The sequence below is a fragment of the Mucilaginibacter polytrichastri genome, assembly GCF_001911425.1.
Taxonomy (GTDB): domain Bacteria; phylum Bacteroidota; class Bacteroidia; order Sphingobacteriales; family Sphingobacteriaceae; genus Mucilaginibacter; species Mucilaginibacter polytrichastri.
In genome coordinates, this window is record NZ_MPPL01000001.1 from 2,445,276 (window position 1) to 2,468,141 (window position 22,866).

General features: G+C 40.9%; 21 protein-coding genes. 10 read left to right on the plus strand and 11 right to left on the minus strand.

What is annotated here, in order from left to right; translation table 11 throughout:
• Window positions 1–2: 2 nt before the first annotated feature.
• Window positions 3–317: a CU044_2847 family protein gene (locus RG47T_RS10540; RefSeq protein ID WP_074489413.1), complete on the minus strand. Its 315-nt coding sequence runs from the start codon at window positions 315–317 to the stop codon at window positions 3–5.
• A 1,192-nt stretch (window positions 318–1,509) separates the two neighbouring features.
• On the opposite strand from RG47T_RS10540, the gene RG47T_RS10545 reads away from it, so the two are divergent.
• The 3 genes from RG47T_RS10545 (at window position 1,510) to RG47T_RS10555 (ending at window position 3,725) form a co-directional block, all read left to right on the plus strand.
• Window positions 1,510–1,821: a hypothetical protein gene (locus tag RG47T_RS10545; protein WP_074489415.1), complete on the plus strand. Its 312-nt coding sequence runs from the start codon at window positions 1,510–1,512 to the stop codon at window positions 1,819–1,821.
• Between the two features lie 92 nt (window positions 1,822–1,913).
• The gene (locus RG47T_RS10550; protein WP_074489417.1) at window positions 1,914–2,804 is read left to right on the plus strand and encodes a helix-turn-helix domain-containing protein; all 891 of its coding nucleotides are present in this window, start codon (window positions 1,914–1,916) and stop codon (window positions 2,802–2,804) included.
• 93 nt (window positions 2,805–2,897) lie between these two features.
• On the plus strand, window positions 2,898–3,725 hold the full coding sequence (locus RG47T_RS10555; protein WP_074489418.1) for an SDR family oxidoreductase: 828 nt from the start codon (window positions 2,898–2,900) through the stop codon (window positions 3,723–3,725).
• Between the two features lie 259 nt (window positions 3,726–3,984).
• Here the strand turns inward: RG47T_RS10555 and RG47T_RS10560 are convergent, their stop codons facing one another.
• Complete coding sequence (locus RG47T_RS10560) at window positions 3,985–4,347, minus strand: response regulator (protein ID WP_074489420.1); 363 nt, start codon at window positions 4,345–4,347, stop codon at window positions 3,985–3,987.
• A 111-nt stretch (window positions 4,348–4,458) separates the two neighbouring features.
• Between RG47T_RS10560 and RG47T_RS10565 the strand changes: the two genes are divergently transcribed.
• On the plus strand, window positions 4,459–5,664 hold the full coding sequence (locus RG47T_RS10565; RefSeq protein ID WP_074493329.1) for a GAF domain-containing sensor histidine kinase: 1,206 nt from the start codon (window positions 4,459–4,461) through the stop codon (window positions 5,662–5,664).
• A 365-nt stretch (window positions 5,665–6,029) separates the two neighbouring features.
• Here the strand turns inward: RG47T_RS10565 and RG47T_RS26695 are convergent, their stop codons facing one another.
• Window positions 6,030–6,206, minus strand: a complete 177-nt coding sequence (locus RG47T_RS26695) for a PAS domain-containing protein (protein ID WP_245770808.1) — start codon at window positions 6,204–6,206, stop codon at window positions 6,030–6,032.
• A gap of 154 nt (window positions 6,207–6,360) precedes the next feature.
• Between RG47T_RS26695 and RG47T_RS10580 the strand changes: the two genes are divergently transcribed.
• Window positions 6,361–6,834, plus strand: coding sequence for a ferritin-like domain-containing protein (locus RG47T_RS10580; RefSeq protein WP_074489424.1), 474 nt, complete (start codon window positions 6,361–6,363; stop codon window positions 6,832–6,834).
• 606 nt (window positions 6,835–7,440) lie between these two features.
• Here the strand turns inward: RG47T_RS10580 and RG47T_RS10585 are convergent.
• The 4 genes from RG47T_RS10585 to RG47T_RS10600 all read right to left on the minus strand — a co-directional run bounded on the left by RG47T_RS10585 (window position 7,441) and on the right by RG47T_RS10600 (window position 13,116).
• The gene (locus RG47T_RS10585) at window positions 7,441–8,532 is read right to left on the minus strand and encodes a PAS domain-containing sensor histidine kinase (protein WP_074489426.1); all 1,092 of its coding nucleotides are present in this window, start codon (window positions 8,530–8,532) and stop codon (window positions 7,441–7,443) included.
• Between the two features lie 254 nt (window positions 8,533–8,786).
• Window positions 8,787–9,080 (minus strand): hypothetical protein, encoded by a 294-nt coding sequence (locus RG47T_RS10590; RefSeq protein ID WP_074489427.1) that lies wholly within the window; start codon window positions 9,078–9,080, stop codon window positions 8,787–8,789.
• Window positions 9,081–9,136: 56 nt separating this feature from the next.
• Entirely contained in the window at window positions 9,137–10,528 is a 1,392-nt protein-coding gene (locus tag RG47T_RS10595; protein ID WP_074489429.1) for a DASH family cryptochrome, read from the minus strand.
• A 119-nt stretch (window positions 10,529–10,647) separates the two neighbouring features.
• Window positions 10,648–13,116 carry an ATP-binding protein gene (locus RG47T_RS10600; RefSeq protein ID WP_074489431.1) on the minus strand — a complete coding sequence of 823 codons (2,469 nt, stop codon included), beginning with the start codon at window positions 13,114–13,116 and terminating at the stop codon, window positions 10,648–10,650.
• A gap of 547 nt (window positions 13,117–13,663) precedes the next feature.
• On the opposite strand from RG47T_RS10600, the gene RG47T_RS10605 reads away from it, so the two are divergent.
• Window positions 13,664–14,404, plus strand: coding sequence for an SDR family oxidoreductase (locus RG47T_RS10605; protein WP_074489432.1), 741 nt, complete (start codon window positions 13,664–13,666; stop codon window positions 14,402–14,404).
• A gap of 48 nt (window positions 14,405–14,452) precedes the next feature.
• Window positions 14,453–15,367: a helix-turn-helix domain-containing protein gene (locus tag RG47T_RS10610; RefSeq protein WP_074489434.1), complete on the plus strand. Its 915-nt coding sequence runs from the start codon at window positions 14,453–14,455 to the stop codon at window positions 15,365–15,367.
• 7 nt (window positions 15,368–15,374) lie between these two features.
• Here the strand turns inward: RG47T_RS10610 and RG47T_RS10615 are convergent, their stop codons facing one another.
• Window positions 15,375–15,812: a Crp/Fnr family transcriptional regulator gene (locus RG47T_RS10615; protein ID WP_074489435.1), complete on the minus strand. Its 438-nt coding sequence runs from the start codon at window positions 15,810–15,812 to the stop codon at window positions 15,375–15,377.
• 303 nt (window positions 15,813–16,115) lie between these two features.
• Window positions 16,116–16,466 (minus strand): winged helix-turn-helix transcriptional regulator, encoded by a 351-nt coding sequence (locus tag RG47T_RS10620; protein ID WP_074489437.1) that lies wholly within the window; start codon window positions 16,464–16,466, stop codon window positions 16,116–16,118.
• A 113-nt stretch (window positions 16,467–16,579) separates the two neighbouring features.
• On the opposite strand from RG47T_RS10620, the gene RG47T_RS10625 reads away from it, so the two are divergent.
• Complete coding sequence (locus RG47T_RS10625; protein ID WP_074489439.1) at window positions 16,580–17,446, plus strand: SDR family oxidoreductase; 867 nt, start codon at window positions 16,580–16,582, stop codon at window positions 17,444–17,446.
• Between the two features lie 404 nt (window positions 17,447–17,850).
• Here the strand turns inward: RG47T_RS10625 and RG47T_RS10630 are convergent, their stop codons facing one another.
• Both RG47T_RS10630 and RG47T_RS10635 read right to left on the minus strand, forming a co-directional pair.
• A complete protein-coding gene (locus RG47T_RS10630) occupies window positions 17,851–19,680 on the minus strand; it encodes a M61 family metallopeptidase (RefSeq protein ID WP_074489441.1) in 1,830 nt (609 codons plus the stop codon).
• A 203-nt stretch (window positions 19,681–19,883) separates the two neighbouring features.
• On the minus strand, window positions 19,884–20,741 hold the full coding sequence (locus RG47T_RS10635) for an AraC family transcriptional regulator (protein WP_074489443.1): 858 nt from the start codon (window positions 20,739–20,741) through the stop codon (window positions 19,884–19,886).
• Window positions 20,742–20,809: 68 nt separating this feature from the next.
• On the opposite strand from RG47T_RS10635, the gene RG47T_RS10640 reads away from it, so the two are divergent.
• Window positions 20,810–21,190: a VOC family protein gene (locus RG47T_RS10640; protein WP_074489444.1), complete on the plus strand. Its 381-nt coding sequence runs from the start codon at window positions 20,810–20,812 to the stop codon at window positions 21,188–21,190.
• 402 nt (window positions 21,191–21,592) lie between these two features.
• A protein-coding gene (locus tag RG47T_RS10650) for an IS3 family transposase (protein WP_139302423.1) occupies window positions 21,593–22,845 on the plus strand; the annotation gives its coding sequence in 2 pieces (ribosomal slippage) (window positions 21,593–21,947 and window positions 21,947–22,845; 1,254 coding nt in all).
• Window positions 22,846–22,866 lie beyond the last annotated feature (21 nt).

Here is a 22,866-nt window from a genome sequence, read left to right on the forward strand (position 1 = left end):
TTCTAAACGTTCGGTTCTTTTTCCCATTCCAGTGTAATTTTAATATTTCCTTTGCCAGAACCTTTGACAATAAGGCTCGTTAGTTTTCCACTTTCAACGCTAAGTTCAATTCCGAATTCCAATGATGCTTTAGTTGGGCTAACTGATTTAAGCATTTCTAAAAGAGAACTGCTTAATAATTGTATTTGCTGTTTAACTTGTTGAAAATCGAAGATTTCATCAAGCGCTGATACACTTTCGCGGCCTGAAGTTGCCGTCACTTCAAACAAACATTCTGTGTTGTCATCAAGGCGGACCTTAATAATATTACTTTCCATTGTGATAAGATTAGATTTTGATTAATGGCGTAATTTAAGAACTTTCAAAGAATTACACTCAAAATCTCTATCAATAAATTGTTCAAAAAATAGTTTACATATTTTCAATATTGAAGCAGCCATTTACATTCTATGTTTATGTAAAAATTTTATTTGTATAATAATTGTACAGTTTAGATGAATACAAATTTTTTAGGTAAGATTGGACATTCCTGCATCCATTGTTACCTCGTTCCGGATTATCGAGCGGTTAGTTCACCGACACTTTGACCATATCAATGATTCTTAACTGAAAATTTAAACTTCAACTGCACAAATCGGTGCTCTAAATCCTACAGAATTGCTTGGTCAGGTGTTACGGAATATCCAATTTTAAATAAGTATAAAGGCATTTTTCTGAGCGTTGAAAGCGCATTATAATTTTACAAATTATTTAAAAATCAATGGTTTATTGAAATGCAAGATCCCGAACCTTTTAATAAACATCGATCAATAAATTAGAAAACTAAAAAATTAAATAAATTTAAAAAAAGATGAAAATTAGCTATATTTGACTTAACAATTAGAGTAAACTTGCTAAATGCGTCATTCGTAGAGTAAGGAACTTTTTAAAATGTAAAATACTGATAATGAATACATAAGAGCGCAGGTTCGAATCCCTAGCTCTCCGCCATAAGGCAAAACGATAGAAACTGCGTCATTCGTAGCGTAGTTTCGAAAAAATAGCCAAAAACAGCGTCAGTAAAGCGTAGAGCGCATAGGTTCTGAACCCTAACTCTCCGCTGAAAACATTAAAAAAGTGATTTAAGCCCTTTAATTGAAAATTTAAAGGGCTTTTTCTTTGCCATTACCTACCAAAACTCTCATACAATCGCAAAACTCTATTGCGTCATTCGTTGCGTCATTCAAAAATTCACCAAGAAAATAAAAAAGACGCAATGAAATACTTATAACAAACTGTAATACAGCATATTTATGGCGTGTACATATTGTAGTACAGCAAGCACAAACATACTTTTGTTTAACTTTTTTATTAATGTATTATGTTGGAAAAGAGCTTTGGATTATTAACGACCGGAGAAAAGTTTCCGCAGCTTAGCAATGACCAGATCATAGTTTCCGGAATCCTTGAAGGGGAAATAGTAGCAAATATTCACTACCGCAGCAGTGTGTCGGCAGGTACAAATTTGCTATGGGAGATCAATGGCACAAAGGCGATATTGTGATCAGCGGAGGTTTGGGACATTACCAGTTATCACCGGTTAAACTACAATATGCGCTATCCGGGCAACAATTGCAAGACCTGGACATTCCTGCTGAATTTCTAGCTAAAGAGATAGCTGATCCGGAACAGCCCGTGCGCGGTTTGTATTATGCTTATCAAGCAGTGCTAAATAATATTAAAAACAATACACAGTTTGCGCCTGATTTTGAGAAGGGCAAGCAGGTGCACAAACTACTGGACAGAATAACCCAAAGTGCTGCTGAAGGCAATCACCATTAACAACGCTATACGAATGTTAAGCCGATCAATAAACTATCTGTAGCTGTGTTTTGTGAAAAGGCCGATTGTAAAAAAGCTTTTTATCTTTGAATATGATTGATCAACATTCCATTGACATTTACGCGCCATCAATTCTTAGTCAGGATAATCATAAAGGCGGGCATTTTGTGGCAGTGCACCTGGAAGATTTTTCTGCCGAAAGTGTTGCAGCCACAGCGATTTACAGCCGCAAGGATTTTTATAAAATTTCGCTGATCAACGGCAACACTTCTTATTTCTACAGAGGGCAGGAATACGTGTTCAATGTGGATGACTGGGCGTTGGTATTTACCAACAGAGATGACCCATACCGGTGGGATGTACACGAAGGAGTCTGCAACGGCTACGCCTGTATGTTTACAGAGGACTTTTTACCGCTGCATACACATATCCGTCCAACAGATTGGGCGGTTTTTAATGGAAACGCTCAATCTGTATTTAAGTTAGCAGAAGCGGACAAGGTTTTTTTCGAAAAGCTTTTTATAAAAATGATCAATGAGCAGGCAGCAAATTATGTCCATAAATATGACCTGTTGTTTCTATATGTGCTCGAATGTATCCACGGCGCGCTAAAACTCGAGCCGGAGGCGGAACGCCGCAGTCAAACAGCTGGTACCCGATTAACCGACCTGTTTAAAAACCTGCTTGCCAGTCAGTTCCCTTTAACTTATCCGAATCAGCAAATCACTTTGCGAACTCCACAAGATTATGCCGACCGGCTCTTTGTACACGTCAATTATTTAAACCGCGTATTAAAAGAAGTTACCGGCCGAACCACCACGCAGTTCATTAATGAACGTATAATGCAGGAAGCCCGGACATTACTGCTGCATTCTAACTGGTCGATCAGTCAAATCAGTAATAGCCTTGGTTTTGAAGAAGCTACACATTTTACAAGGGCATTCCGGTTACATACGGGTCAAACACCATCATCGCTCCGTTAATGGTTTGATTTGGGTCTGCATTGGTTTGAATAGGGTTCGAACGAGCTATGATTGATGTGGTAGTTTTGTTACATATTATTAAACAGGCTACACATGAAAACATGGTTTATCACCGGTACATCAACCGGGTTGGGAAGAATATTAACAGAAAAATTACTGGCGCAGGGCCATACCGTTGCCGCCACTGTGCGCAAACCCAATGCGCTGAATGACCTTAAAGCGCAATACGGCGACAGGATCTGGGTAGAAAAACTGGATGTTACCGATACTTTACAAATAAAAGAAGTTGTTAAAAAGGCATTTGCCGATTTAGGACAAATCGATGTGATTGTAAACAATGCCGGATATGCATTATTTTGCGCTGCTGAAGAAGCAAGTGACGAACAAATTAAACAACAGATAGATACCAATATTACCGGCTCTGTACAGGTAATCAGGGCGGCGTTGCCTTACTTGCGTGCGCAGGGTAGCGGGCATGTACTACAATTATCATCCGCTGGCGGTCAAACAACTTATCCAAATTTCAGCTATTACCATCTAACAAAGTGGGCAATTGAAGGATATTGCGAAACGCTGGCCAAAGAAGTTGCACCTTTAAATATCGGCGTAACGATCATAGAACCAGGTGCACATAAAACATCTTTCGCCACTGCAATGGTAACTGCCCCAATTATGGACGCATATGATAATACTCCTGCAGGCGATGTTCGCAGGGCTGTGGAAGCCGGCAGCTTCCCGATCAAAGGCGATGTAAACAAAACGGTTCAGGAAATGATTAATTGTGTAAATATATCACCAGTACCTTTAAGACTTGCTTTGGGCGGAGATGCTTATCGGGATATGCGCGCAGCACTGGCAACACGCTTAGAGGCTTTGGACAATCAAAAAGATGTTGCAATGGCCAGCGAATTGAAGGACTAACCTAACTTTAAAAGAGACTGTATTAAGAATTTACGCGCATCTTTTTAAAAGACTTGTTATGTTGTCTATTAATGTCTATTCCATTTGAAAATTGCGGTATCCATATGCTTCTACTTTTTTAGATTTATACATATTTTTGAACATTGTGCTTTCATTGATTAGCGTTACCAATCAGTGAATTTTGTATTGTCAATGATCTATCAACAATCTTGATAATACAAAATTCCGTGTGAGACTAAATACTGTGTTGAAAAAGAGGCTATTTCAATTGATCGATTATTTTGCTCAATAAAACATCTATATCAAAAGGTTTTGATAAAAAATCGTTGGGTGCTCCGATTTGATGAAGCGACTCCGCCAGGTCATGCGTTCCTGAGATTAGAATTATAGGTATACCATTAGTTCCCTCAAATTCTTTTAAGTCCTTACAAATCACCCGTCCATCCATATTCGCTAACATCACATCCATAAGTACAAGGTCCGGATGGAACTGTTCAATGATGGAAAATATTTGCTCTCCCGAGTCCAGTGTCTGTACGTCATATCCGCTATCAATTAATAGAAAGGAAACAACATCTAAAATTTGCTGGTCATCATCCAGGATCAATATTCGTTTTGCCATCAAAATACTATAGTTCTATATCAAATGCTCTATTATAGTGCCAGCTACAATGCTTTATACCTTCGTATAACCGAATGATTTCTAATGCCGTATATTTGGACAGTCATAGCTATGGAGATAAAAGGATTGCCGATACCGAAGAATGAGGCTGAAAGATTAGTTGCTCTTCAGTCCTATAACATCATTGATAGTGGCGAAGAGCGGGATTTTGATGCTATTGCGTCAATTGCCTCTGCAATCTGCCACACACCCATTTCCCTCATTACATTTATTGATGAGAAGCGGCAGTGGTTTAAATCACATATTGGCACTACGCTTACAGAGAACTTCCGCGATCTTTCTTTTTGCACGCATACTATTGCAGGTACGGACGACATCCTGGTTATACCAAATGCGATGAATGATGCGCGCTTTGCAGATAATCCAGTAGTAACGGATGCTAATGTAACGTTCTATGCAGGTGTTCCGCTGATCAATGATGGTGGCTTCGCTTTAGGAACGCTTTGTGTCATGGATCAAAAGCCGCATGATTTTACTGACGAGCAGATCAGTGCCCTGAAAGCATTGGCTAAACAGGTTGTTGACAAAATTGAATTACGCAAGAAAGTTTATGAATTAGAGAAAACAAATCAGGAATTAAAGAATGCTAATGTGTTGATCCAAAAATTCGCATCAATGGCTGCTCATGATTTAAAAAATCCGTTAAGCAGTATTAAACTCACTTCACAGGCGCTCAGACTTCGGCAGGAAATAACGCAGCATGAAGGGTGCCTGCGACTGGTTAACTTAAATATTGCCGCTTCGGATAATATGCTTGAGCTGATCGAGGAGATGATGGCCTATTCAAAAAACCCTTTATTATTACTGGAAAAAAGACAAGAATTTAAGGTAAATATCTCAATTGATAAAGTGTTGAAGCTACTCGTAATTCCGGATCACATAAATATTTCTCTACCTGACGCAGAACACACGATTAATTTTTCGCTTATTGCCTTTGAACAGATCCTGATGAATCTGGTGAGTAATGCAGTACGTTACAATGATAAAAAAAACTCGATCATCAAGATACATTTTAGGGATGAACCTGACTGTTACGAACTGTCGGTAGAGGATAACGGCATAGGCATACCTTCGAAGTATCTTGATAAAATCTTTGATAATAATTTTACGCTCGATGCTAAAGATCAGTTTGGAAAACAAGGTTCAGGTATAGGGTTATCTACCGTTAAGGACTTACTCTACCTTCTTAACAGTACAATCACTGTTAAATCAATATTAGGGTTAGGTTCTACCTTCGTTGTAAAACTTAAAAAATAACCATGATTACTGTGCAGTGGTTTATTAAGGTACCCCATTAATAGCTGATACAATTAACATTAGCGGCTTTCGATTAAATGGTGCTGAATTTTCTTTAATAGCTTATCCAGGTCAAAAGGTTTAGCCAAAAATTCATCGGCCCCCGCATCGGTTGCAATTTCCTGACCATCACGACTTGCCGATATTACGATAACGGGCAGCTATTTGGTTTCCTCATTTTTGCGCAATGCTTTTTGTAGTTTCGAATATCAACGACACAATTTTTGACCAGTACGAATAGCATCCCGTAATTTTCCACGTTGCTCCTGCTCACGATCGTCTTTCTGTAAAAAGCGACAGTTGTGTCCAATAATCTCCGCCCTGCTTTAGCCGGTCATTTGCTCAAACGCTTTGTTACAATATATAATAGAATTGTCCGGCAACCTGTTATCTGTTAAAACAATTCCGGTATTAGCGGCATCAAATGCTTGTGTAAGCAGTGAGAAGTCTTCTTTTAAAGATTCATTGGAAAGGTTAAACTCTCCATTTATTAAATTATTCAAAAAAAATAAAAAATAAAAAATTATTTTTTTCGATACAATATTCTTGCAAATGCTCCTTAACACGGTTATGATGTATGTTTATCGTGAGGAATATATTATACCGATACGCTAGTGGCTGAGTAATTGCATATACCAATTTAAATAAAACCACACTATGGAAAGCATAAAAAAGTCCTCGCTTAAAAGCAAAGAAGAAGTCATCAATGATTTACGAGACCTACTGGTTTTAGTAAACGATGGTAAAGAAGGTTATCATGACGCGGCGGAAGCGACCGCTACGCCTGACCTAAAGGCCTTCCTTTCGCAGTTATCCGGCGAACGTATTGTATACGCTGCCGAACTAAAAGAACACATTGCGCTACACGGCGGAACCGGCGATAATGATTCCGGCGGTGTTTTGGGTGGTTTACACAGAGCATGGCTTAACGTTAAACAGGTGTTTAGTAGCAATGACGACCAGGCGATCCTCAGAGCAATTACAACAGGCGAACGTGCTGCCATCTCTAAATATGAAGAATTGATCGCTGACTACGCCGATCATGCAGATCATCTCAAATTGTTAACAGAGCAAAAAGATGGTATCATTTCGGCACTGCAAAAGGTTGAACAAAAAATCGTACAGGCTTAAATTAATAGCCAGGAATACTGAGTATTCCTGGCTATTAAATCCAATAATTTATTCTCCATATATTGATTCGGGATTCCCACCCAGATGTTGCCATATAGGTCAGTCATTCATTCCGTCTTAGACATTTCCGCCTTTATTTGTTATCTATATACACATTTCTATTGTAATAGCGTACCGCTTAAGTTTCACTGTCTTATTCAGCACATGTTTACTTAGGCTTCAATACTATCACTAATAAACGTACCTGAAAACTTCTGTATCACGACTGGATGAAGTTATACTCAAACTGAGTAAAATCCCGAATGCAACCGACGGTTTCGTAGAACGAAATGCAGAACCTGTGGATCTTACGAAGACAATTTTGAACCGTGAGACTTAACCTGGCTGATAAGATCACTCGCAACAGTGTACAAATCCACGTGTCCCCAAGCACTTTCTTCATTCACGCTCATAAAGCTTACGTCTGCAGTATTTTTTTAAATCTGATCACCAATGCCATCAAATACAGATCCGGAGCCATGTCGAAATGCTTAAGGGAGAAATCATTAACTTCAGCGAGCCTGGCGCCGGGACAACATTAACATCATTTTTCCGAAAGCGCTGTAGTTATAAAGGCAGCGAAAAACTGAATGTACTTCCCTGGCCAAGTGCACTTTCGACCCAGATCCGGCCATTGTGTTGGGTGATGATCTCAGAACACAAATAAAGGCCTATGCCAAAGCCGGCAATTTTCTCGATTTCCTTCGTTTCCGCGCGATAATTAGGAAGAAACAATTTCTCGATATCTTCTTGCGAGATTCCCATCCCTTTATCGCTAATGCTGATTGTGATTGCATTATTTTCAATCGTACAGGCAACCTCGATCGGTTCATCTTTACCTGAATACTTAGCTGCATTGCTAAGTAAATTCACAATCACCTGCTCGATTTTATCGCGGTCTGCAATAATATTCACATCCGGGCATTCATCAATCGTAATATTGTGAGACGAAGTTACAAACATGGTCTCTTCGATCACCTGATGAATTAAATCATTTACAGAAAATGCCTGTTTGTTCAAATGGATCTTTCCCGCCTCGGCACTGGAAAGATTAAGGAGACTGTTGATCATGTTCAGCATTTTCTTAACCTGCCTATCTACTTTCGATAATGCTCCGAGCGAAAAATTATCCTTTTGTTTCTTAGCCCAGGTATTGAGCATTTGCACATAAGCTTTCAAGGCAGTCAGCGGCGTTTTGAGCTCATGGCTGACGATGCCAATGAATTTGCTGCGGCGCAGATCATTTTGCTTTTGTTCCGTAATATTAACGATGATCCCTGAAAAATAGTTGTTGGTTTTGTCAGATGTATTGAATCCACCCGTTACGCTTAGCCATTCAGTCTTCCTGTCTGGCGGAATAACGACAGGGCATTCTGCATAAAAACTGGTCCTTAGCTTAAATGCGTTATCTACTATTGACAAAAACGCTTGTCTGGGCTTTTCAGCGATCCTTGACACGGCGTCATCAAAAGACATTTCTTCATGCGATGCAAAGCCAAATAATTCTTTGGTCCGATCCGACGGTGTAAAATTACGTGATTCCGCATCCATCACCCAAATACCCACGTTCGCAGATTCAAGTGCCATTTTCGCGAAATCCAGGCTTGCCATCGAATCCGGACTGGCAAATGCGCTTTGATCTTTTGTAGACTCATCCATTTTATAGTTCACCAGTTTAGATCGTAAAAATACGGTATTTTGTTGATAGACTATTTAAGTATGAGATCGGTGACTTTGCTGATGAAATTAAAAGAATTTATTACCGAGCTAAAAATTTCGGTCAATTCGAATTAGCAAAAAGCAGTAAACATTAAGAATGGTCAGTTTAAATACCTCCTTTATATCATCATATAAAGCTAATCTACAATCAACTTCCACCCTAATTTAGGTTTGTCCTGAAGAGGCTAGCAGATTTATCCTGCTTGTTCTGTTAGGAAAGCGACTAGGTTTTCTTCCAGTAACGCTGTATTATAATCCGTTTCCTTTGCCAATAAGGTCACAGTAAGTTCCACATCCGTCACGGTAATATTCAATGCTGGCCCTTCGATTACCTCCGGAAATAAAACATTGATCTCATCATATACGTGCGCATAATCGATAGCCAGATTGGAACCTAATTTACCATTAATGTAATCCGCAAATCCTGTTTTCAGTAGATCAAACAGACTTTCTGCGTTAAGAGGTTGAATATTTTTGATAGTTGCCATAGGCTTACACAAGCGTTGGCTGAACATAAAGTTTCATTTCGATTCAACTATATATTTTAAGGCTTAATTTTTTTGATCAGATTAATAGCCCGGCTCCACTTATCGTACACTTCTATTGGCTTGGGATAATTGGATAATTCGTATTCCCACGGAATCAAAACCTCGACATTATTATAGGACGAAAGCTCGGGAATCCATTGACGTATAAAATCTTGTGCTTTGTATTTGTTGGATTGGTGAACAGGATTTGTGTACCATATTTCAAAGGCTTGCATATGCCAGTTCATCCAATTGGAGCTTACATCATAATCTATCAATTTCGATTCGAAATAAGAAGCACCCCAAGTCCAATTCAATTTAAGATCATAAACGAAATAACTTGCACAGTTCACCCTTCCCCTGTTGCTCATAAATCCGGTTTGGTTTAATTGCCGCATATGTGCATCTATAAAAGGAACGCCGGTAGTTCCCAGGCACCATCGCTCAAACTTTACAGGGTCATTCTCCCAAACAATTTCTTTGTTTTTATAGCCCTCCGTTTTAAAGATTCGGTTTCCAAAGCGCATTCCTTTAAAAGTAAAATAGTCCCTCCACACCAGTTCAAAAATGAGCCACCAGGTACTCTGGTTCTTTTTTACATCCTTCTCGTAAGCTTTCACCTTTTTATAAATCTCCCTGGGCGAGATACAACCCAATGCCAGGTATGGAGAGAGCTTAGAACTATAGTCCATTCCGTCAGATCGGTTTCTGCTCCACCTATACCCTGTTAAAAGTTCGGATTTGAAGGTGTAATATTCCAGCCGCTCCAAAGCTGCAGATTCGCCCCCCATTAAAAATGGGGTTACGCGTTTATATTCTTCGTCATCGAATCCATATTCGGTGCAGGTGGGAAAGGCGTTACTTTTTATTTTTTTGACCGGATTGATGCTTGCGGGTACTGCAAAAGGTTCACGTGGTTCTGCTTCTTGTGCAGCAGGTATACGATAGGCTTTGCTTGTAAGTGGGATTTTGTCAATTGCAAATGGAATGTCGTCTTTGTGATAAAGAGTCTTGCCCCAAAAAAAGTGGAAACTGGTTTCCGGCAATGCAGCCATTATTTTCTTAACAAGGTCCAATTCGTAGCTGGCATACTGCTCTTCTGCGTAAACATCCGTGATGCCATATTTACTAACCAGTTCAGGTAATGTAATGAGCGCCGACTCTGCACCAATAAACAGATGGGCACCTAACAATTCTAAATGATGTTGCAAGTCGATTACAGATTGCTCTAAAAGCTTGAATCTGTTCATATCCATCTTTCGGAAACCAAGGTCCAGCATGTCAAAGTCCGATCGTTCCAGGCAATAGCAACATACCATTTCACTGCATTCCTCAATCGCCCTTGTTAAGGCCTCATTATCATGGAGCCTCAGATCATTTTTAAACCAGACCAAGCCGCGTTTAGTCATCTGTTCTGTAGCTTATTTTAAAAATCACGTTTATTAACTAATGGAATTAATATGGCAACTAATGCGATAGGCTGGCCATAATTTAATTGATGTTTTATTATTTGCGTTAAGTCCCGAAATTATATTTGTTCATTTATCCAGGTCTCAGCCAGGCTCACATCACTAAAAAATTGTGTGGTTACGATGCCGGCCATGATGTCAATGCTTTTCCGGGCAGCAAGTTCGCTGAACGTACTTGGCGAAATTACGTGAGCAAAATATTTTAGTCCAGCTTTTTCCATCATAGGGAACCATGTATTACCAACCCATTCAGCTGCTTCAGACCAATTGCCCATAACGTGTGTGTTGTCATTAACAATCCGATCACTGTTATTTTTCTGCAGGTATTCCAATAATTTCAGGCAGCCTTTTTTTACAGATTCTTCATCATGAAAGCCTGTCCAGTCTACATCCAACCTCTGATGGGTTTGGTTAAAGTTTATGGTAATGTGCCGGTCGCGGTAAAATGTAGTTGTACACGTGATTTGGAGCTTTTCAGTTTTATTTAACGGCAAACGGAAATAAAAAGTTGAACCTTTACCCGGCTCGCTCTCGATCCAAAAACTGCCGCCGTGCTTCCGCAATATCTCGGCAGAGATAAATAAGCCGAGACCCAGGCCTTCAAAGCGCATGGCCGTATTATCAACGCGGTAATACCGATCGAACAGGCGGTCGATATTTTCCCGGGCGATCCCGATACCAAAATCCTGTATGCTGACGATAATATTATCTTCATCAATTTTACTATTCACGATGATCTTATCGGCATCCGGCGAATATTTTACCGCATTGCTTATAAAATTGTGCAGTACCTGCTCCAATCGCAACTGGTCGCCAATATAACTTATGTCTGGGACAGTCTCCACAATGATCTCATGACTGCCAATGGTATGCTGGATGCTTTCAATACTATGTATGATCAGATCGCGAATACTGATTGGCTCCTGTGCATAAAATACCTTACCGGCATTAATCTTGGTGACATCCAGCAAATCGCTGATCAGGCGTTCCAGCCGGGCGATATGGTCTGCGGATTTTTTCAGGAAGGGTTTTAATTTTTCCGGGTCGCTTATCTTCTGCACGATCTGGTTATAGGCTTTGATACTCGTCAGCGGTGTTTTTAATTCGTGGCTGGCAATGGACAGGAATTCGTCTTTCCGCTGTTCGTTTGTTTTTTGAAGATCGATGTTTGTATTTGTACCCAGCCACAAGGTAACTTCATGGTCCTGGGCATAAGGCAAAGCTCTGGCTAAGTGCCAGACATAATCACCATTTTTGAATTTTAAGCGGAATTCGACTAAGTATTCGGTTCCTGTCTCCAGCGCCCTGATCCATTTATTTAGGCAATTCTGCAGATCATCCGGATGTATAAAAGCCTGCCAGCCTTGGCCAACTATTTCACTTGTATTGTAGCCGAAATCGTCACAAACCACTTGATTGACATAATTTAGCGCGCCATCGGGACTTGCTGTCCATACCTGCTGCGGGATAGCATTGAGCATAAACCTAAAGCGGGTTTCACTCGCCTCCACCTGTACCAATAATTGCCGGCTGCTTTCCTGGATAAGAACTAATTCTTCGTTAGTAGAAAGTAGTTCTTCATTGACGGCAGCATGTTCCTCGTTAGAGGCGGCAAGTTCCTCATTAAGTGCCTGTTGTTCGCTAAAGCTCTCTTTAAGTAAAGCTTCGGCCTCTCTCGCGGCGGTCACATCAAAGAAAGATGATACCACACCAATGATCTCATTATTTTGCTTATCGATCAGCGGCTGAGCGTTGACGCTTAACCATACAATGACATTGTCTTTTCTTATAACTCCAAGTATTTGATTGATCTGAGGTAAGCCGGTTTTTAACGCAAGCATTGGCGCGTGCAATTCACCTGGAAGCGGTTGGCCATTTTCGGCTATTGTAGGCCAATCCGGCGATATAGAGGTCAGTCTCCGCATCTGGTTAGCTGTCATTCCAAGCAATCTTTCAGCACTTTGATTGGCAGAGATCAGTACGCCTTCAGCGTTTTGAATCACAATACCCTCATGCAGAGCCGCCAATACCGCATCATATTTGATAGCGGATTCATTATTTTCAGCGATCTGTTGCTTGATGCGCTTATCCAACTCAGCGTTAGACCGCAACAGATCATTGTATTCTTCCGGTTTTATCTTTAGTTCGGGGCTTATTAATTGATTGTCGGGATAGTTCTTGAGCTTTTTCTCGATCAAACCAAGTAAATGCACGAGTTGATCAGCGACGACCTCCATTTCAGATAAGCCATCGCGGGCCTCTTTCGTTTTGCCGTCTTTGTGCATGGCGACCAGCTTTCGCGCGCTGATATGAATATCTGCGTGAACCATTTCGAGTTCATGCATTTCCGGTATATGGCCGTAGGCCACCAAGGCATGCCCGTAGATCCATTTGCCTACACTGCACTCGTGATGACTAAGTACCGGACCTTCCTCTACAGGGATGTTGTAAAGAATAGATCTTAATCTTGACTTAAATAGTAGGTGCTTGGATTTAGCCTGCTCAAAATCAAGTATAATTGAGTTCATAAAAGTTCTTAAAATTGAGTAGTTATTGCCATTGATCACAACATTTTATGACAGGTATAGTTTGAATGGCAACTAACTATATATAAATTTGATTAGCAGTTCTCCTCGAAAAAGTAGCTAGCTTTTTGAGCTGTTGCATTTATTCAAATCTTAGGGTAATGACAAACTAAACCCGATTACTCATTAGGAAAAGTTCATTTTTGCATCCAGAAAAGTTTTATAGTTGATAACCATAGCCTTAAAGAATTCTTATCATAAAGTAGTAACCTTTTTAATCATCAACTAATCGCAAACAATCTTCTCCAAATCATCCGGTCGGCCTGGGGTACAAATTTCTCACATACATAATTGATAAGATGTCGTAGGGCAACCCTATTCAGTATCCAAGGTGCCCCGTAACCAAAACAAGGGCATTCGTAACCGAAATGAACAACAAGGGGCGGTCAGATCAGCACATTTAAGGTTTGGATCTTACTTTTGCCAAAACGGCTACACATCAGGCAATTTCGGCTACAATAAGCACTATCCGTTTCCTGAACTTTGCTTTATGAAAAACGGGATCGAAAATAAAGTAATTGCCATAACAGGTGCCAGCAGCGGAATAGGTAAAGCAACAGCAGAGTTATTAGCTGCACAAGGCGCGAAAGTAGTTTTAGGAGCACGCAGAGAAGACAGGCTGAAAACTATCGTAGAGACCATTGAACAAAACGGCGGCGAGGCTACTTTTTTGGAAATAGACGTGACGCGCCGGGAAGATGTGGCTAAACTCACTGCATTAGCTGTTGAGCGGTTTGGCAGGCTTGATGTAATGATCAATAATGCGGGCATCAGCCAATTATATAAAATGGAGGAACTGGATGTGGATGGCTGGGAGCAGATGATCGATGTTAACCTGAAAGGCACTTTATATGGGATTGCCGCAGCGTTACCCATTTTTAAAGAACAGGGCTGCGGCCACATCATTAACGTGATCTCTACTGCTGGTATCAGCATTGTACCCACCATGGGCGTTTATGCCGGAACTAAAAACGCGGTGCGTACCATCACCGAAGCATTACGCCAGGAGTCGCAGGGCCGCTGGCGGGTAACCGGGATATCGCCGGGTTATGTAGCCACCGAATTTGCCAGTAATATCAAAAATGAGGATGTAAGAAATACGATTCAGCAGAATGCGGATCAAATGGCCATTCCCGCTGAAGCAGTTGCAAGCGCGATCGCTTACGCTATTGAGCAACCGGAAAACGTGGACATAGGTGATGTTGTGATCCGCCCGTCTGTTCAAGGTTAAACCCTTATCTTTATCATGGTCGAATAAGTGAACGAATTGCCAGATCGTATGGATAAACCGTTGAAGTTTAATAATATTTCTGACCTGATGCGCAGGCTTCTATTAGATCCGCCTGCACATCCGATGATGGCCCTGGTCAACTATGACCAGGTCAAGATCGACCTGCGGGATGCCGGCTGCTGGTTCATGCTCGACTTTTACAAGATCACTTTTAAAAAAGATTTTAACGGCAGCGTTAAATACGGGCCGGGTACTTACGATTTTAAGGATGGCGGTATGGCTTTTTTAGCACCGGGGCAAGTCGTACAAATGACGGCCGATCCCGGGGACTACCAGGGTTACGCCCTGTATTTTCATCCCGGACTGTTAGATGGTCACTCGTTGGCGAAAGGTATCCATAGCTATGGGTTCTTTGATTATGCAGTAGCTGAGGCATTGTTCCTGTCAGAAAAAGAAAAACAGGTACTGGAAATGCTGTTTCGTGCTATCGCGACAGAATTGGATAATCATATTGATCAGTTCAGCGAAAATGTACTGGTATCGCAGCTCGAACTGTTGCTCAACCACAGTAACCGTTTTTACAACCGGCAATTCCTGACCCGGAAAAATATGCACCATGACCTGATCAGCCGCATGCACGCTTGGTTGAATGCGCATTTCGAGGGTGCCGGTACGGTCATTAACGGTTTACCTTCGCCGCAGGATATTGCTACGCATTTGAACGTGTCACAGCGTTATCTCTCGGATATGCTTAAAGCACTCACCGGCAAAACCACGCAGCAGCATATCCACCTGGCACTGATCGAGAAAGCCAAAGGGTTGCTAAACCATACAACCCTGACCACAGCAGAGATAGCTTACCATTTGGGATTCGAACATCCGCAATCATTTAATAAACTGTTCAGACAGCGCACCAGGGTTTCGCCTGTACAATTCAGGCGTGGTCAGCTAAATGACAATTAAAGATCGGTCACAGCAGATCTTTTTCTTTACGCATCATGCTGAGAAATGCTGCGGTTATACCCAGGTAACTGGCAATGTGCTTTTGAGATATCCGCTGTTCCAGGCGCGGGTAATGCCTCCGAAATTCACGATACCGCTGCTCTGCTGTTTTTGACAGGTTGAATGTTAGGCGCCGCTGGAACATGTCAAATCCATTTTGGGTAAGTATGCGGAAGAAACGTTCAAATTTTGGGACCCGGTCAAAAAGCCGTTTCAGATCTGCCAATGTAACGTAATAAAGCGTTGAATCCTCCAGGGCCTGAATGGCAACTATATTGGCTACCACCTCGCTTACGAACTTAACATTCACGCCCTTGATGCCCAACTGTTCGACGACCTGACCGAATGCCGGTATATACTCTTCAAAATAAACTTTTTTGTCTTTGAACTTTATCAGGTTCAACATCGTGACAGGTCCCTGCCCTGCCTCGATCTAGGGAAATTTGATCTTTTGCATACAACAAAGGTCGCCCGTCATTACCGGAAAAAAGTTTAAGTAGTTGAAGAGTTTGCAGAATGTTAAAGAATCTGTTTAGCCTAAGAACAGCATCAAAACGATCCTTGGACTTCATACAGATCAATAAATTAGGGATTTACCGATATTTATGGGATTTTGAACTTTTTCCTGAAGCGCTTTTTCCAGAACCGTCCTCTTGATTTCCCTCCGACTACTCTACAATGATGTTTATCAGGAGTTTTGGTTACGCACTTAATTGAAAAGCTTTACTTCTCCTTGATCAGCATATTCGATCCTTTTTCTTTGCCAGGCTGCTATATCAATTAACAAGGGGCAAAGGGTTTTTCCAAAATCAGTTAGTGTATACTCTACCCGGGGAGGCATTTCCTTGTAATGTTTCCTGCTGATCAAGCCATCCGCCTCAAGCTCTCTTAATTGGTTGGTTAGTACCTTTTTTGAGATAGATGGTACCCTGACCTGGATCTCACCAAAACGTCTGGTATTTTTGGAAAGTATATATAAGATCGGCAACTTCCACCGCCCTCCAAATAAGGCTATCGTTGCTGTAACAGGACAGTCAGCATTTTCTAATTCCTTTTCCATTAGTCACTTTCAGGTTACCGCTTTTTGTCTTGTAACCCGTAGCAAGGGTGATTTTTTAAGACCAATATTTGTTTCTTTACCCAACAAAAGTAATTAATCTAAAAACAAAAAATATGATCTTAGTAACCGGTGCAACAGGAAATTTAGGTAAAGCCACCATTCATTCATTATTAGCAAGGGGTATATCCCCAAATAACATTACTGCATTGGTAAGAGATGAGACCAAGTCGGCAGAATTACGATCAAAAGGACTTCAAATAAAAATAGGCGATTACCAAGATCTTGAGTCTTTAAAAAGCGCGTTTCAGGGCGTGGACAAGTTGCTGCTTGTATCCTCTTCAGCAGATATAAGCAAGAGGTTCGAGCAGCATAAAAACGTGATCAATACCGCCAGGGAAACTGGTGTTGGCCATATTATTTACACGAGTTTTGACATGAAGGATTTAAAACAAAGTATAATGGGTGACGAGGTTCGATATCATGCAGATACTGCTGATCATTTAAAACAAACATGTATTCCCTATACTTTGATGAACAATACTATGTATGCTGACATGATTCCCTTCCTTATTGGAAAGGACGTGTTAAATAATGGTATTTTCACTCCTGCCGGAGACGGCAGAACTCCTTTTTTGCCTATAACAGAAATGGCTGAAGCGAACGCTGTAGTGTTGACCACCCCTGGTCATGAAAATAAAGAATATACCATTGCCTCAGAAACCGCTTTCTCCTTCTCAGAGATCGCAGATCTGCTATCAGACCTTACCGGAAAAACAATAACTTATCACCAACCGAAGCTAGGCGAATATATTATACAGCTTATACAGACCGGTGCTTCTGAAGATGATGCAGCGTACATTACAAGGTTCTGCGGGGCAATTGCTAAAGGAGAATTCCATACCAATAAAAGTGATGTAAAAAAACTATTAGGCAGGAGTCTGGTCAGTTTACAAGATTTTTTGAGAAACATCTACCGTTGATTGGTAAAATGGTAAATGCCATGTGAAAGTTTATAGTGAAAAGTTCTGGCGTATAATATCTGATCTGAGAACTATATGAACGTTAACTTCGAAAGGTTTTTTCGTCTGATCTGGTAAACAGATCAGATGAAAAAATTTAAAATAGTGAGAAGAATTCTCTTAGATCCGCAGCATACAAATTCGGCGACTCCTATGCGGCAAAGTGTCCCGCTTTAAAATAATTATCCATTACACTTTGCTAAATGTTGATCTTAAAAAATCACCTTTCCATAAACATACGGCTAGTACGTCGTGTTGATCTGTGATGAATTCCGCTTGCTGATACACCGCTACCAGCTGAAACAGGAGATGATCTTAATTCGCATCGGTTCAAACCAACCGGCGAGCTTCATCAGTAACTCGAGTTATTTTTTCAACCAGTTTGTGTAAATAGCAGTTTGCAATGCTGTAGGTTTCGGTAGCTCGGTGATGTTAAAGCTTTTTTCGTAATAAATGCTTAGTGTTAGCGTAACAGTCCTTTTGTTAGTACCGCGTAGCGTGCCCAATTGTAACTTGTCGCCTGGGTGCGCATTCTTTAAGGTATTATCGAATAACTGTTTGTCAGCCATTAAACCATTTATTTCTGTTATTTTGTCGCCTTTTTGTAAACCAGCGTCAGAAGCTGACGATTGCCATGTAACATCTGTAACCAGCAGGCTGCTATCCCGACTACTTTTGCGCACATTCGCCCCCATGTACAACACTGGCATGGCTCGCAGCGTAGTGTCGATGGCCAGACCTGCGTAAGCCAGGTATTTTGGATAATTTACGGGCTTTACAGTAGAGGCATATGAAAAAAATTCATCCAACGGCGTACCTGCAATACGCTCGCATTCCTGCTTAAACTCAATATCGGTAAAACCACGTTTTTTAGTCCTGAAATAATCTTTATAAAGCGCCCTCATCACATCATCCAACGATCTGGCGTTCCCGGTTTCATGCCTGATCTTTAAATCCAGCAACATGCCCAAAGTGCAACCTTTCTCATAAACCGATATCGTTTTTGAAATTTCCTCAGGTGTACGCTCGGTTGGCTTACCACGCTGTGCCCAAATACCACGACTTGCCTGGTTAGCTGTTTGGTAAAGGTGGCCCGGCGTGTTTTCATAGCCTTTAATGTGTTCTGTGTATCCTTCTAAAACATGACTTCCGCTCATCAAACCGGCCCTGTTTAAAATCAGGTACTGATAATAATCAGTAAAACCTTCGGATACCCACAACAGGTTGGTGTAATTTTCTTTACTGTAATCAAACGGCCCTAATGCTATAGGGCGTATCCGTTTTACATTATAAGTGTGGAAGTACTCGTGCGCCAAAAAACTGTAAAAGCTTTCCTTGAAATTTGGTGCCAGTAGGTTTCCGTTGAAAACAGTAAGGGATGCGGAATTTAGGTGTTCGATGCCGCCGAAACCACGGCCATTCATCCCAACAGCTAAAAATGTATAATGTGTGTAAGGAATATCGCCAATAATGCTGCTGCCCGTAGTCACTATTTTTTTAAGGTCGGCCATAAATTCCTCACGGTTAAAATCACCCAAACCATACGCCGTGAATCCGACAGGTTTACCTCCATTTAAAGTAACCGGCAATTCTTCAAGCTTGCCCATTAATAAAGGGCTGTCATACAACTCATCAAAATCCGAAGCATAAAAAGTGTTAATTTTCCCCGGCAAAGGGTTTAATCCTGTCGCTACGGTTTGGGGCCATCTGCTGTATGGTTTTATTTGTAATGTTACCGGGTGTCTTAATTCGGCTTGCAGGTACATAAGTAAACCACCTGGTATAATATAGCCATGATTTTCATCGAGGTTGAGGTTGGCGATAAAAGGGTTATCTGCGTTTACGTCATAGCTGATCTTTACCACTCCTTTATAATTTGATTTTACTTTCCAGATATTTGGAGCTGTTTTTTGCCAGGTTATCGGCTTACCGTTGGCACCGGCCGCAGTAAAATTTTCAACCTCTTTTTCAAAATCAATTATTTCATAAAAGCCGGGTGTCCAGGCGCACATATTCAAATAAAGTGCAGGCTGCTTTATATTAGAACAGGTTAGTTCAACATGGTAAAGATGGCTGGCAGGATTATCCATTGATACCACATATGCCATACGGGTAGTTGGTGTCTGAGCCTTTAGAAACGATAAGTAAGTAAGGCTCAGTAATAATACTATTATCGATATTTTTCCTAATTTCATATTGAGCCGATGTGGTATTAATTTAAGCTAAGTTAAGCAGCATATCTGTAAATAAATTAAATGTTGTATTTCTCGTTTTCTTTTTTGTTGAGTCGAAATTAAGTATCCTATTTAATTATACACAATGATTATAAGTGATTAGCTTTACATGGTACTGCTGGTAAAGCAGGTTAAAATGATCGGTTTCCAATACCGGTAAGGTATTATCGATGTACCCGGAGCAGCTGCTGCTGCTTATCAAACAGGCTGGTTTCAAATCTTAGCGGAGTTTCTTCACAGGTGATCATTTGCATAGCGCGGTTATTTCTGAGAAAAGCGCCCGGGGCGAGGCCGAACATTTGAACGAGCATTTTATGGAAATGACTTGAATCGCTGAATCCTGATTCTAATGCAGCTTCACCTACGGCCTTGCCTGCCATTAACTGGTTAATGCCATAACGTAAACGTCGCCAAAGTAGGTACTTGTAAATACTTACGCCGGTAACTTGTTTAAAAAGCGCCCGTAAGCGGCTCTCAGAAATACAAACCGTATCGGCCAGCATACGAATATTCTGGGAATTTGCCTGACCTGCGGCGATCAATTCTTTAACCTTGATGATCCGCCCGTCAATGGCGGAAGTCAGCGGCATTTCCGTCAGAAGACTAAAGATACAGCGGATAAGTCCGTACGTCAATCGGGGGTCAGGCTCCAGCATCGCCCGTTGTAGTTCGGCAGGATGCAACAAGGCCAATAAATTAACATTTGGTGAGGCGGCATCCTGGCCGGTCAAATAGCGTTCCTGAAGCTGCCGGGCAATTGTACTACTGGCATCTAAATAGATTAGTAATTGCACGCTGCCATTGGTGTCCAGCTGGTGGATTACGTTTTCGCGCAGGATCAGCAGCCGGTAAGTTTGCCAATCACCGTCCCCGGTCTTACACTTAAAGCCATGTTGAAGATCCACGAAAAGCTGCATGGTGTTATGACTGTGCGGGTCGGTTACACAGGCAGAAAAAAATAACGCGGCAAACCCGTTCCATAAATAAAAATTAGTCCGGAATGGCCTTAAGGTAGTTTTCATTTCAGTCGGATTTTACAATTTTATTTGCTTGGGTAAGTGTAAATTTAATTTAAATTATTCAAACAGATATGCTCAACGATAAAACCATTATGGCATTTTTGGCCACCGCCGATCCTGCTAAAGCAAGACCTTTTTACGAAAACATTTTAGGGTTACCATTGAAAAGGACAGATCCTTATGCTATGGTCTTTGATTCCAATGGTATTGAATTACGCATCACCACGGTAAAAGACCTTCAGCCTGTTCCTTATTCGGTAATGAGCTGGATCGTTCCCGCTATTCATGATACTGTGGCCGGGCTAAGCGCTAAAAGTGTTGTTTTTGAAAAATATAGCTTTTTTGAGCAAGATGCCGATGGTGTCTGGCATTCACCCGATGGTACGCTGGTTGCCTGGTTCAAGGACCCAGACGGTAATTTATTATCGCTAACAGAATTCGTAGCATCTTAAAAAGTGTATTTTAGATACCAAATAACATATAAATCACTCATTAAAAGGTAAAAAAGCACCCCAACAAAATATCAATTATTCCTTGCGATTAATCATACCTCAGATCGTCTCTTAATATGATTTCTTATGGTAGGGTAATTCTTAGAGTTGCTCTCCACATTGATTAATTCATAGAGCAGCGACATAACAGTTTAAATAAAATCTTTATTATCAACTTCATAGAGTAGTTTCTAAAAAATGCCAAAACAGTGTCACCGAAGCGTAGAGGCACATGGTTCTGAAGCCTAACTCTCCGGCTGATTTCAATATCGAACACATCAAAAGCCTGTAAATCAAACATTGCAGGCTTTTTTGTTTGGGCTGTCTCGTCCTGAAAAAAGTTGACTAAAATATAGTCAACAAATGGAAAGTCAAAGAATTAAATCAAAACATGTAAGCCCGGGCGGGCGCTACAGTTTATCGTTCAAAAAGAAAGTTGTTCAGGAATATGAACGAGGGTTTTTGAACAAAGATCAGTTACAAGCCAAATATGGTTTAGGCGGCAATTCAGTGATATTGCAATGGTGCCGTAAGTATGGTAAATTGCACCATCCTGAAAAAGGTGCATTAGGCCGGCCGATGAAAGATCCACAAAAACAACGTATCAAAGACCTGGAGAAGCAACTGGAAGAAGCCAAGCTTAAATTAGTGGCTTACGAGAAATTGATTGAGATTGCTGAAAAGGAAGATGGCATAAACATCTTAAAAAAAGACGGCGCCAAACAATCAGTGAGCTTGCCAAAATGTATCCAAGAAAAGTAAGTATGTTTTGCGTATTGTTTGGCCTGAGTAAACAGGCTTACTATAAACAGATTAAGCAACGACAAGAGAAGATTATTTTACGCAAACAGGCCAGAGCATCGGTCTTGCAATTACGCAGAAGTATGCCGCGATTAGGCACACGCAAACTTCACTATTTGCTAAAAGAAAATAATGTCTTGATAGGCAGGGATTATCTATTTGACCTGCTTCGGGACGAAGGGTTGCTTGTTTTAAAACGGAAAAGGTATACTTTAACGACTAACTCAAAACACTGGTTGCGCAAATATCCTAATCTGATCAAAGAGATGCTCATTGTTCGTCCTGAACAGCTTTGGGTAGCCGATATTACCTACCTGGATGCAAAGGATGGCAATCTGTATCTTCATTTAATTACAGATGCCTATTCCAAACGCATTATGGGATATGAACTCTGCAACAACATGGAAGCAGCTTCAACACTTAAAGCCTTACAAATGGCTATTGAGAACCGGCAATATAAAAGTAATGTGTTGATACATCATTCAGACCGCGGTTTACAGTATTGCAGTAAGCTTTATACATCTTGTCTTATTCGAAATGGAATAAGAATATCTATGACAGAAAATGGTGACCCTTATGAAAATGCTATTGCCGAACGAGTAAATGGTATTCTGAAAGATGAGTTCGGCCTGTCAGATCAAATGGAGGATCTTATAGACGCCTCATTGCAAACCGACCAAAGTATAGTTACTTATAATAATCAAAGACCACACCTAAGCTGCAGTATGCTTACACCAAAGCAAATGCACAACCAGCAAGCCATCAAACTAAGGACATACAACAAAAAAGCTCAAACATCTTTAGTGGATGTTTGAGCTTTTTTATCAATGTTTGTG